The organism is Kitasatospora sp. NPDC059747, assembly GCF_042732955.1.
GTDB lineage: Bacteria > Actinomycetota > Actinomycetes > Streptomycetales > Streptomycetaceae > Kitasatospora.
This window is the reverse complement of record NZ_JBHWGV010000035.1, coordinates 1-10,111: the sequence shown is the minus strand read 5'-3', so window position 1 is coordinate 10,111 and position 10,111 is coordinate 1. Positions and strand designations below refer to the sequence as shown.

The following is a 10,111-nucleotide window of genomic DNA, read 5'->3' as shown; positions in this document are numbered from 1 at the left end:
CGCCCCCCGCCCCTCCCCCCGGCCCCCCCCCCTCCCCCCACAAAACCCCCCCGGGGTGCGCCGCGGCCCGCCCCCCCCCCCCACTCCGCCCTCCCGCTCCACGGCGGCAGCCTGACAAGATCGACCGATGCGAATCGTCCTCCTGGAACCACCGGCGTGGCCGCGGGAATCCCCGGGCGCATCACTGGCCGGCGCCCTCGCGGTGCCCCGCATCGGCTTCGGCGACCTCATCCGCGCCCACCTCCGCGAGCGCACCGAACTGGGCCGCCGGGCCCACGAGTTCATGAACTCCGGCGAGCGGATCCCGGACGAGATCAGCAGCGCGATCGTCGCGGACCACCTGCACCAGGCCTCCCCCGCAGGCTTCGTCCTCACCAACCACCCGCTCAACACCACCCAGGCACGGGCCCTGGACGAACTGCTCCACCGGCGCGGCACGCCCCTCGACGCCATCGTGCACCTGCGCCTACCCGAGGACGAACTGGAACGCCACATCCGCCTGAGCGCCGACCGCCGCCTGTGTCGCACCGATGCGTCCCACACGTACGAGCCGCCGGACAACCCCCCGCCCGGCGACGGCATCTGCCCCGCCTGCGGCAGCGAGCTCTACCAGCGCGACGACGACGAGGAGACGAAGGTCCGCGCCCGCTTCGCCCAGCACGAGGAGAGGGCGCAGCCCCTCACCCGGCACTACGCCGCCCAGGGCCTCCTCGTCACGGTCGACGCCACCGGGACCCCCGAGGCGATCGCCGGACACACCCTCACCGCACTTCGCCGCCACGGAAGTTGAAGGCATCGGCCACACGGCGTGGGACGTCGAATCGGCCGACTTCCCACGCCCCGCTCCGGTTCCCGCTAGCGTGGGACGCCGCCAACGAGGAGGGGCCGTATGGACGTCGCCCGACGCCGGATCCTGCAGGCGCTGGCCGGCACCGCGCTCCCGGCGGCCGGCCCTCCGCCGCGCGCCGTGCCCGGCGACGAGGACGGCGACGGCGAGCACGAGCGGTTCATGTGGCTGGCCGTCGACCTCGCCCGCACCAACCCCGCGTACCCCTTCGGCGCGGTCATCGTCGCCACCGACACCGGCGAGGTCCTGGCGCGCGGCGTCAACGCCAAGGCCTCCAGCCCGCTCCTGCACGGCGAGACCGCCGCCATCGCCGACTACGTCGCCCGGCACGGCAACGACGGCTGGGCCGCCGCCACCCTCTACACCACCGGCGAGCCCTGCCCGATGTGCACCGGCGCGATGATCTGGGCCGGGCTGCGCCGCATCGTCTGGGCGAGCTCCGTCGACGCCATCCGCAGCTCCGGCATCCCCCAGATCGACCTGTCCGTCCGCGAGGTGACGGCCCGGGCGGACACCTTCTACGCCCCCGAACTGCTTCTGGGCGGCGTACTGGCCGACTGCACCGACGCCCTCTTCGAACAGGCCCGGCAGGTACGGGAACACGCCGCCGGGGCGGGCGGAGTCAGGCCCTCATCCATGCCGCGGTGAGCAGCGCGAAGACGGCGCCGGCCGGGTCGGTGAGGGTGGATCGGGGTGTGCACCCGCCGGAGCAGGCGGTCGGGCGGGCCGGTTTCCCGCTCCTCGCGACTGCGAATCCGGTGGCGCCGCGCTGCTCCGTCGCGCCAGGCTGGGCGGATGGCCGACCGTTGCACCATCGTCGTCGTCCGTGAGAGCGGCGAGCACGAGCTCTACCTGTCCCGGTTCGGGGCGGTGGGGCTCGACCTCGCGCTGCTCGCCGGGCCCGGGCGGGCGCTCGCGCTGCTGCCCGGCCTCCAGCCCGGCGACTGGTGGCCGGACGACGTGCTGTGCCAGGGCGCGGCGCTCGTCGACCACCGGCGGCGGGTGCTGCTGGTGTTCGCGTGGGAGGGGCCGAGCACCACGATGCTCCACCGGGCGGCGGCCCTTGAGCTGCTGCGCGAGGCGTGGGCGGGGTGGGAGGTGCGGTGGGCCTTCGACGGTCCGGCGGACCTGCGGACGTACCTGGGGCTGGACCCGGAGGCCGTCCGGGACCGGGAGCGGCGGGTGTCGCCGGGTTTCCTGGTCGACGCGGACGACGCGGACGATGCGGAATTGGCCGGGCCGGAGCCGATGGTGGCGGTGGTGACGGTCGGTTCGCAGCGCTGCCACCTGGTGGCGGGCGGCGGCGACCATCCCGTGTGGGAGGGCCCGGCGCTGCTGGAGCGGGTGGCGCGGGGCCGGGACCTCGGGGTGTGCCGGGTGCGGGCCGAGGCCGGGATCCACGTCGATCCGGCGCGGCGCCGGGTGGGATGGTGGACGCTGGGTGCGTGCGCGCAGGCGTACGAGATGGCGGGGCGGTGGCCGGGCTGGACGGTGGACTTCTGGCGCGACCGCTTCGAGGAGCACGTCCGGGCGTGCGGCGGGCGGTTCGCGCCGCCACCGGTGGACCGGGAGCGCGCGCTGGCGGCGGTGCGGGCACAGGCCCAGGAGCACTGGGCGGCGCGGCCCTGACGCCCCCGGTGGCTACGGCGGCTACGGACGGTGCAGGGCGCGCGCGTGGTCGGTGGCCCGGCGCAGCTGGGTTGCGGTGAGGCGGCGGGCGTCCCACAGGAGTTCGGCGATGCCGGCGGTGGCCGTACGCGGCGCGGGGGCGGGCGGTTCGAGGCCGGTGAGCGCCGCCAGGCGGTCGGCGGGGATGTCGATCACGGCGGCGAAGTCGGCCAGCAGATCGGGGGTCAGCGACACGGTGCCGCGCCCGACGCCGCCGTAGGTGACGGCGGACCAGCAGCGGCCGGTGACGACGTACAGGGTCTTGGCCAGGTTGAGCCACTTGCGGTTGCGGTTGCGGGCCAGGCGCATGAGGACGGCGCCGGGGCCGGGCGGGTACTGCTCGTAGGCGCGCGGTTCGGGCAGCGGGCGCACCGGCTCCTGCTGCGGGAGCGCGGCGAGGTGGCGGCGCAGCTCGCCCCTCGCGGCCGGGGGCAGGGCGAGGGCGTGCTGGGCAAGGTGGGGCACCCAGGTGCCGGCGGCGGGGTCCGCCGGGGCGAGGTCCTCGGGTACGGGGATGCCGGCGATCGCGAAGCGGTCGGCCGCGTGGAGGTCGTGCGCGTGCTCCGCAAGCCGTCCCGCCGTGCCGCCGAAGCCCTCGTTCCCCGTCATCTGGCCAGTCTAGAAGCGGTGTCGGCGGCGGGCGCTATGGTCCCCGCCATGGAACGGGAACTCTCCGCGCAGTGTGCTCCGCTGGACGGCCGGGTCGGTCACGTGGGCGGCATCGAATCGCTCACGCTGGACGGGCGCCGCTACTACTTCGGCTTCGACTACCGCAGCGACCTGGTGCTCTCCCCGCTGTTCGACGACGCCGGGGCGATGGCCGCCTTCGCGAGCGCGCACATGCGCCAGACCAGTGGCCGGCACGACGAGGCCCACTGGGCGGGCCTGGTGGCCGCTGCGGCCGGGCACACGGAGCTGGACTGCGACGACGCCCAGCGGGACGTCGTCTCGGCGCGGTTGGGCGGCGCTCTGCCGGAGGCCGGGGGCTACCTGCTGTACCTGCTGGGCGCGGTGACCGGGTGGGACGACTGGTTCGGGGCGGCGCCGCCGGAGGTGCAGGAGGCGCTGGACGGGCTCGGGTTCGCCGGCGGGGACGACGACGGGGACGACGACGAGCTGGCGGAGCTCGTCGACGACTGCCTGGAGGCGGTGCGGGAGTTCGGCGCGCAGGCGCGGCCCGACGAGTGGGCGGTGGTGCGTTTCCACCTGACGGCGGCGATACGTCATCTGCCGGGCACCTGGGGCCTGGTGTTCGCGCCGCTGGCCCAGGGCGTCCTGGCGCAGGAGGCGGACGGGTCCCGGTGAAGCGGCCGTACTGGCAGGCGTACTGGTGGCGGCTGCGGTTCCGGGCGGACGGCGGGCCCGGGTGGGCGGCGGTGGGTCCCGGGGAGTTCGCCCGGGTTCCGGACGCCGCGCTGAGGGAGGCGTCCCTCGACGGGTGGGCGAATGCGCTGCTGGCGCGGGCGCCCGGCGAACTCGACGACGTGCGCGGCGACTTGCTCCTCGAGTGCTTCGCGCAGCCCGCTGCGGCCGCCGGCGCCGTGCCGGTGTACTCGCGCCGGGTGCGGCTGCCCGGGCCGCGCACCCGCGACCGGGGCCCGTCGACCGGGCATTGACTCCTCGTTGACGGGCGGCTGGTGGACTGCGGGTGTCGGCCGGAGCGGCCGGGCGTCCACCGGAACGGGGAGGTGCCGTGATCCTGACCGACCGGCTGCGGCTGAGGCGCTTTCGCCTCGACGACGCGCCCGCGCTCGCGCGCTACCGCAGCGACCCCGAGGTGGCCCGCTTCCAGAGCTGGCGCTCGCCGATCGACCCGGCGCAGGCGGCGGCGATCGTGGCGGGCTACCGGGCGGAGTCGCCGGAGGGCCCCGGGTTCTTCCAGTGGGCGATCGAGCTGCGGGAGCGCCAGGGGCTGATCGGCGACCTGGCGGTGGGGACGGTGGCGACGCGCGGCGGCGGCCTGTGGGCGCTGCTGGGGATCACGGTGGCGCCCGAGTACCAGCGCCGCGGCTACGCCGGCGAGGCGATGGGCGCCGTCGCCGCGCACCTGCGGGCGCGGGGCGTGCGGCGGGTGACGGCCGAGTGCGACGTGCGCAACACCGCGTCGGCGCGGATGCTGCGGCGGGCGGGGTTCCGGGAGACGGGGCGCGCGAGCCGGTTCGTCGGGCAGCGGGGCCGGCGGGCCGAGTTCCTGCTGTTCGGGATGCCGGCCGAGAAGGCGTGCCGCGCCGTGAGGGGCGCGGCGCAGATGGAGGAGGAAGAGATGGTGGATCCAGGGCGTGTGAGCCCCCGCGTCGCCCCTGCCGGGGACCCGGCCGAGGACGCGGCCGGGAACGTGGCCGAGCAGCCGGCGCAGCCGGAACAGCCGCAGGAGGCCGACGGGTTCGGGGAGGGTGAGGCGTAGGGGGCGATCACGCACGAGCGCGCGCCCCGGGTCCGCCGCCCGGGGCGCCGCCGCAGGCGGAAGCGCCCGCGCAGCTCCGCGACCACCTGGCCGGACGTCGGTTCCGCCTCGTCGCAGGTTCCGTCGGGGTGCCGGGTGCGCGGCTTGCGGTCGCGGAGCACGTACCTGGCGTTCTCCTCGCCGCGCTGGAGTACGGGAACCGGCGAGTAGAGCTTTAAGAAGCGGCCGGCGGCGTTGCGGCGATGAAGTCCAGGAGGCGTTCGTTGACGAGTTCCGGGCGTTCCAGGTTGAGGCCGTGGCCGGCCTTGTCGACGATCTCGGCCCGCACGCCCGGGATCAGGGCGGTGACGCGCTCGTGGACGCGGCGCGGGCGCAGCAGGGCGCTGCGGCGGCCGATGAGGACGAGGGCGGGCAGGGTGACGGAGCGCAGTTCGTCATCGGTGAAGGGGCGGGCGGCGGGGCGGGCGGCGGGTTTGTAGGTGCGCATGCCGAGCATGAGGGGGGCGATCATCTCGGGGGGTGCGGCGAGGGCGGGGTTGGCCAGGAGGCGGCCGAGGGCGGGGCGCAGGCAGCGGGGGGCGAGCATGCCGAAGAGGCCGGCGGTCATGTGGGCATAGAAGCGGGCGGGGACCTTTTCGATGCCGCCGGGGTCGAGGGCGGTGACGGTGGCGAGGCGTTCGGGGGCGTGGATGGCCTGGTTGAGGGCGAGCCAGCCGCCGTAGGAGACGCCGACGAGGTGGACGCGGTGGAGTCCGAGGCCTGCGAGAACCTCGCCGAGCCAGGCGGCGTTCTCGCGGGAGCCGGGGGCGGCGGTGTGCTGGACGCTGCGGCCGGGGTCGTCGAGGGTGTCGAGGGCGTAGACGGGGTGGTGGGCGCCGAGGGCGGCGATCTGCGGGTGCCAGTTGGAGGGGTGTCCGGCGTGGCCGTGGAGCAGGACGACCGGCTCGCGGCCGTCCTCGGGGCCCCCGTGGCCGTCCTGCGGGCCGGGGCCGGGGCCGTGGTGGTGGACGTGGACGGTGCCGTAGGAGGTCTCGACGTCGAGTTCCCGGCGGGGGGCGGGCCACAGGTGCATGGCGCGGTCGTAGGCGTCGAGGAATCGGGTGCGGGCTTCGTCGCTGACGAAGTGTCCGACGGCCGTCCTGGTCATGGGGTCCCCTCCTGACGGGCAGCGCGGCGCTGCTCGGGGCGTTGCCGCAGCACTTGATGGTATGTTTGTACCATAAAACAAATCGGAGGGAGCCGGATGCCGAAGCTGGTGGATCACGAGGAGCGGCGCGCCCACATCGTCGACGCGCTGCTGCGCTCGGCGGCGGCCGGCGGGCTGCACGCCGTCACCATGCGGTCCGTCGCCGTCGAGGCGGGCGTGTCGGTGCGGCTGGTGCAGTACTACTTCGACACCAAGGAGCAGCTGCTGCTGGCCGCGATGCACCGCCTGGCGGCGCGCATGGGCGAGCGGGTGAGCGAGCGGGTCGCCGCGCGAGTGGCGGCGGGGACGGGGGCGGCGGGTTCGGGATCGGCGGCGCCGGCGCCGCGGGACGTCGTGGAGGCGGTGCTGCTGGAGGCGGTGCCGACGGACGAGGAGAGCCGGACCTTCCACCTCGTGTACACCGAGTACGCGGTGCTGTCGGTCACCGATCCGGCGCTGGGCGGGCAGGCGTTCCTGGCCGCGCCCAACGAGATGGAGGCGTTCCTGGCCGCCCAGCTGACCGCCGCGCAGCGGGCCGGCCAGGCAGCGGCGGGGCTGGACGCGCACCAGGAGGCGGTCGTGCTGCTGGCGGTGTCGGCGGGGCTGGGGCTGAGCGTGCTGCTGGGGCAGCGGACGGCCGAGGACGCGACGGCGGTGCTGGGCTACCACCTCGGGCGGATCTTCCCCGCCCCGTAGCGCCCCGACACCGGCACCGGCCCCGTCCCCGGCCAACCGCCGTGCACGGCCGCGCCGTTCGAGGCCGGCCCCTCCCCCGGCCGGCGGCGCTGCGATGCTGTCCGACATGGAAACGATCACGCTGTCCGTCCGCCCCGACCTGAGCGACGCCTCGCTGAACGAGCTGTTCGCCGCCTCCTGGCCCGGCCACCGGCCCACGTCCTTCGCGCCCGTGCTGGCCCGCAGCCTCGCCTGGGTCACGGCGCACCGGGACGGGCGGCTGGTCGGGTTCGTGAACGTGGCCGGGGACGGCGCGCTGCACGCGTTCGTCCTGGACACCACGGTGCATCCGCAGGAGCGCCGGCGGGGCCTGGGGGTTCGGCTGGTGCGGGCGGCGGCGGCCGAGGCGCGGGCGCGCGGGGCGCAGTGGCTGCACGTGGATTTCGAGCCGCATCTTGGGGCCTTCTACGAGCGCTGCGGGTTCCGGCCGACGGCGGCGGGGCTGATGGCGCTGTGAGACCGAGGAGGGGCGGCGGGCGGGCGGCGGGGACCCCTTGCACGATAGTCGTCGCGGAGATAATCTCTGCGTAGAACATTTCGAGCGATGGGGAGAGCACGACATGTGGAGCCACGAGTACACCGGTGAGACGACGGCGGCGCCCGAGGCGGTCTGGGCGGTGCTCAAGGACCTCGACAACTGGCCGCAGTGGGATACGTCCATGGAGTCGGTCACGCTGCTCGGCCCGTTCGAGGTCGGCGCGAAGGTGTCGATGACGCCCTCCGGCCAGGACCCGATCACCTCGGTGATCACCGCGATCGAGGAGAACGCCCACTACGCGGACGAGACCGCGTTCGCCGGCGTGGTGCTGCGCTTCAGCCACCGGCTCAGCCCGCGCGGCGACGGCGGCACCACGGTGGTGCACCGCCTGGAGATCGCCGGGCCGGCCGCCGGCGAGATGGGCCCACAGCTGGGCCCGGCCATCACCGAGGACTTCCCCGAGGCGATGGAGGCCCTGTTCACCCACGCGGGCGGCTCCGTCTTGTGAGCCCCCGCGTGAGCCCCCCGGACGGAAGCCCGTGCCACCGGACGTGCCGACGACCCTGGCACGGCGCGGCTTCCGGCCGTGGCAGGCGGCGCTGCGCCGGCGGCGGGCGGTGGAGGCGGCGCCGGCGCCGTACGGCCTGACGCACGGCCAGTTCGTGCTGCTGGCCTGCATGTGGCACCCCGGCGGGCGCGGCGAGGCGCCCAGCCAGCGGGTGCCGGCCCGCCGGGCGGGCACCGACGCGCGGACGCTCTCGCAGGTGGTGCGCCGCCTGGAGACCAAGGGGCTGCTGGAGCGGGAGGCCGACCCGCGCGACGCCCGGATCCGGCGCCTGCGGGTCACCGGCCGGGGCGCGGAGGTGACCCGCGCAGCCGTCGCGGCGGTGGAGCGGGCGGACGCGGCGTTCTTCGCCCCGGCCGCCCGCCTCGACGCCTGCCTCCACGCCTGCCTCCACGCCCGCCTCGACGCCCGCACGCTGGAGGCCCTGCTGCGGGCCCTGGCCACCGGGCGGCCTCCCGAGCCGGGCGCACCGCCAAGGGGCCACCGGTGCGCCCGGCGGGCCCCCACGGCCGGCCCCCGCTCCCCTGCCCGGCATATGCAACGGATCATCCGCCGTCCCGGACCATCCCTTGACGGGTCCCTGACAGTCACGGCCGGGGCCGGGTGTCGCCGCCGGGTGCCGCGCCCGTACCGTGGTGGCCAGTTGACCGTGTTCTATCAGGAGGGGTTATCGCGATGGACAACGACCGTACGACCACCTGGCGCAAGAGCACTCACAGCGGCGATTCCAACGGCTGCGTGGAGGTCGCCGACGGGTTCACCGGGGTCATGCCCGTGCGGGACTCCAAGGACCCGCACGGGCCGGTGCTGCGCTTCCGGTCCTCGGCCTGGCAGGCCTTCGTGACGGCCGTGCGCGGCGGGGAGTTCGACCGCCCGGCCTAGCGCGGCCGCGTCACAGCGCCGGCACCATGCCTTCCTCGGCGGCGAGGGCTTCACCGCCGGGGAAGGCGGCCCGGGCCTCGGCGGCGGGGCGGGTGCGGTCAGCGCCGGGCCGGAAGTGGGTCGGCAGGAGGCGGCGGGCCGCGGCGCGGGTGGCGCAGGCGGCGGCCTGGGCGAGGCCGAGGACGCGGGGGTCGGCTTCGGCGCCGTTCAGGGTGGTGCCGGCGATGAACGGGTCGGCGCCGGCGGCGAGTTGGCCCAGGGCCGGGCAGGGGCCCGCGTCGCCGCTGCAGGCGAGGGTGAGGCCGGGGGCGGTGAGGCGCACGCCCGCGTGGGGGACGTGGTGGGGCAGCGGGGCGGTGTCCAGGCGCAGCGGGCCGGCCGGCAGGGTGCCGGCGGCCGGCAGGGGGTGGAGGTCCTCGGTGGGTTCCATCGCGTGGACGCGGGTGAGGACGCCGGGCGGGCAGTCCAGGGGCAGGCGCCGGCCGCGGCGGGGGGCGAAGTGGCGGGCGCGGGCGAGGGCGCTGAGGTCGGCGCAGTGGTCGGGGTGTTCGTGGGTGATGACGGCGGCGTCCGGCTCGGCCCCGAGGGCGGCCAGGCGCGGGTGGGCGCCGTAGCCGAGGTCGAGGGCGAGGGCGAGGTCGAGGGCGAGGCGGTGGCCGTCGTGGTCGAGGAGGAGGCCGCCGGCGGCGCGGTGGGCCTCGGGCCAGGCTCGGCAGGTTCCGAGGACGGTGAGGTGGCTCGGCATGCGGACGATCACCGCACGCCCCTCCCCTCCCCCCGCCCGGGGCGGGGAGGAGGGGCAACGGCGTTGGGTGTCAGGGGCGTTGGTGATAATCGGACGCGCACACACGGCACACCACGGAGGAGGAACGCTCGTGACTCCTCCCCCGGCTGAAGCCGGGGGCTTCTCGCTAACCCTGGCGGGCGTTGCGACGGACAAGCCCTGCCCGTAGAACGTTGGTGGCTCCCACCGTGTCGGCGTGCGCCGTGTGGCCGCAGGCGACGCAGTGGAACTTTTCCCGTGTGGGCCGGTTCTCCGGCGCGATGTGCCCGCAGGGTGGGCAGGTGCGGGAGGTGTTGCGGGGGTCCACGGCGATCACTTCCCGGCCGGCGCTTTCAGCCTTGCTGGTGAGGATCGTAAGGAACACCCCCCAACCGGCATCGTTGATCGACTTGTTCAGCCCGGCTTTGGCCGCCGCTCCGTTGGGCAGGAAGCCGCCCGGCCGGTCGGGGTCGGGCTTCGGCACGGGAGCCTTGACCATGTTGCGGATCCTGAGGTCTTCGTGCGCGATGAAATCGTGCGCGCGGACCAGGCCCAGCGCGGTCTTGTGCGCGTGGTCGAGGCG

At 75.7% G+C, this 10,111-nt stretch carries 14 protein-coding genes and 1 pseudogene; 11 read left to right on the top strand and 4 right to left on the bottom strand.

The window, feature by feature from the left end:
* The first annotated feature begins 127 nt into the window (after positions 1-127).
* The 3 genes from ACFV4G_RS17550 (at position 128) to ACFV4G_RS17540 (ending at position 2,476) form a co-directional block, all read left to right on the top strand.
* A complete protein-coding gene (locus ACFV4G_RS17550; RefSeq protein WP_380441179.1) occupies positions 128-790 on the top strand; it encodes an adenylate kinase family protein in 663 nt (220 codons plus the stop codon).
* Between the two features lie 99 nt (positions 791-889).
* Complete coding sequence (locus tag ACFV4G_RS17545) at positions 890-1,495, top strand: nucleoside deaminase (protein ID WP_380441177.1); 606 nt, start codon at positions 890-892, stop codon at positions 1,493-1,495.
* 147 nt (positions 1,496-1,642) lie between these two features.
* On the top strand, positions 1,643-2,476 hold the full coding sequence (locus tag ACFV4G_RS17540; RefSeq protein ID WP_380441175.1) for a hypothetical protein: 834 nt from the start codon (positions 1,643-1,645) through the stop codon (positions 2,474-2,476).
* A 21-nt stretch (positions 2,477-2,497) separates the two neighbouring features.
* Here the strand turns inward: ACFV4G_RS17540 and ACFV4G_RS17535 are convergent, their stop codons facing one another.
* Entirely contained in the window at positions 2,498-3,124 is a 627-nt protein-coding gene (locus ACFV4G_RS17535) for a hypothetical protein (protein ID WP_380441173.1), read from the bottom strand.
* A gap of 48 nt (positions 3,125-3,172) precedes the next feature.
* On the opposite strand from ACFV4G_RS17535, the gene ACFV4G_RS17530 reads away from it, so the two are divergent.
* The 3 genes from ACFV4G_RS17530 (at position 3,173) to ACFV4G_RS17520 (ending at position 4,919) form a co-directional block, all read left to right on the top strand.
* Positions 3,173-3,820 carry a hypothetical protein gene (locus ACFV4G_RS17530; RefSeq protein WP_380441171.1) on the top strand — a complete coding sequence of 216 codons (648 nt, stop codon included), beginning with the start codon at positions 3,173-3,175 and terminating at the stop codon, positions 3,818-3,820.
* Entirely contained in the window at positions 3,817-4,131 is a 315-nt protein-coding gene (locus ACFV4G_RS17525; protein WP_380441169.1) for a hypothetical protein, read from the top strand. The genes ACFV4G_RS17530 and ACFV4G_RS17525 overlap by 4 nt, the downstream gene beginning before the upstream one ends.
* 77 nt (positions 4,132-4,208) lie before the next feature.
* A complete protein-coding gene (locus ACFV4G_RS17520) occupies positions 4,209-4,919 on the top strand; it encodes a GNAT family N-acetyltransferase (protein WP_380441168.1) in 711 nt (236 codons plus the stop codon).
* A 214-nt stretch (positions 4,920-5,133) separates the two neighbouring features.
* Here the strand turns inward: ACFV4G_RS17520 and ACFV4G_RS17515 are convergent, their stop codons facing one another.
* Positions 5,134-6,066 (bottom strand): alpha/beta fold hydrolase, encoded by a 933-nt coding sequence (locus ACFV4G_RS17515; protein ID WP_380441166.1) that lies wholly within the window; start codon positions 6,064-6,066, stop codon positions 5,134-5,136.
* A 96-nt stretch (positions 6,067-6,162) separates the two neighbouring features.
* Here ACFV4G_RS17515 and ACFV4G_RS17510 point away from each other — a divergent pair, with 96 nt between their 5' ends.
* The 5 genes and pseudogenes from ACFV4G_RS17510 (at position 6,163) to ACFV4G_RS17490 (ending at position 8,765) form a co-directional block, all read left to right on the top strand.
* Entirely contained in the window at positions 6,163-6,801 is a 639-nt protein-coding gene (locus ACFV4G_RS17510; protein WP_380441164.1) for a TetR/AcrR family transcriptional regulator, read from the top strand.
* Positions 6,802-6,907: 106 nt separating this feature from the next.
* Complete coding sequence (locus ACFV4G_RS17505; protein WP_380441162.1) at positions 6,908-7,297, top strand: GNAT family N-acetyltransferase; 390 nt, start codon at positions 6,908-6,910, stop codon at positions 7,295-7,297.
* Between the two features lie 103 nt (positions 7,298-7,400).
* Positions 7,401-7,826 (top strand): SRPBCC family protein, encoded by a 426-nt coding sequence (locus tag ACFV4G_RS17500; protein ID WP_380441160.1) that lies wholly within the window; start codon positions 7,401-7,403, stop codon positions 7,824-7,826.
* Between the two features lie 31 nt (positions 7,827-7,857).
* Positions 7,858-8,163: pseudogene (locus tag ACFV4G_RS17495) on the top strand (MarR family winged helix-turn-helix transcriptional regulator); the annotation flags it as partial.
* A gap of 395 nt (positions 8,164-8,558) precedes the next feature.
* Entirely contained in the window at positions 8,559-8,765 is a 207-nt protein-coding gene (locus ACFV4G_RS17490) for a DUF397 domain-containing protein (protein WP_359969935.1), read from the top strand.
* Positions 8,766-8,775: 10 nt separating this feature from the next.
* Here ACFV4G_RS17490 and ACFV4G_RS17485 read toward each other — a convergent pair whose 3' ends face one another.
* Positions 8,776-9,522: an MBL fold metallo-hydrolase gene (locus ACFV4G_RS17485; RefSeq protein ID WP_380441159.1), complete on the bottom strand. Its 747-nt coding sequence runs from the start codon at positions 9,520-9,522 to the stop codon at positions 8,776-8,778.
* Between the two features lie 154 nt (positions 9,523-9,676).
* Positions 9,677-10,111 (bottom strand): RNA-guided endonuclease InsQ/TnpB family protein (locus ACFV4G_RS17480; protein WP_380441158.1); only part of this gene is annotated, 435 nt, incomplete at its 5' end.

Coding starts and splice junctions, on each gene's coding strand:
- ACFV4G_RS17550 (WP_380441179.1), top strand. CDS start 128: ATGCGAATCGTCCTCCTGGAACCACCGGCGTGGCCGCGGGAATCCCCG.
- ACFV4G_RS17545 (WP_380441177.1), top strand. CDS start 890: ATGGACGTCGCCCGACGCCGGATCCTGCAGGCGCTGGCCGGCACCGCG.
- ACFV4G_RS17540 (WP_380441175.1), top strand. CDS start 1,643: ATGGCCGACCGTTGCACCATCGTCGTCGTCCGTGAGAGCGGCGAGCAC.
- ACFV4G_RS17535 (WP_380441173.1), bottom strand. CDS start 3,124: ATGACGGGGAACGAGGGCTTCGGCGGCACGGCGGGACGGCTTGCGGAG.
- ACFV4G_RS17530 (WP_380441171.1), top strand. CDS start 3,173: ATGGAACGGGAACTCTCCGCGCAGTGTGCTCCGCTGGACGGCCGGGTC.
- ACFV4G_RS17515 (WP_380441166.1), bottom strand. CDS start 6,066: ATGACCAGGACGGCCGTCGGACACTTCGTCAGCGACGAAGCCCGCACC.
- ACFV4G_RS17510 (WP_380441164.1), top strand. CDS start 6,163: ATGCCGAAGCTGGTGGATCACGAGGAGCGGCGCGCCCACATCGTCGAC.
- ACFV4G_RS17505 (WP_380441162.1), top strand. CDS start 6,908: ATGGAAACGATCACGCTGTCCGTCCGCCCCGACCTGAGCGACGCCTCG.
- ACFV4G_RS17500 (WP_380441160.1), top strand. CDS start 7,401: ATGTGGAGCCACGAGTACACCGGTGAGACGACGGCGGCGCCCGAGGCG.
- ACFV4G_RS17490 (WP_359969935.1), top strand. CDS start 8,559: ATGGACAACGACCGTACGACCACCTGGCGCAAGAGCACTCACAGCGGC.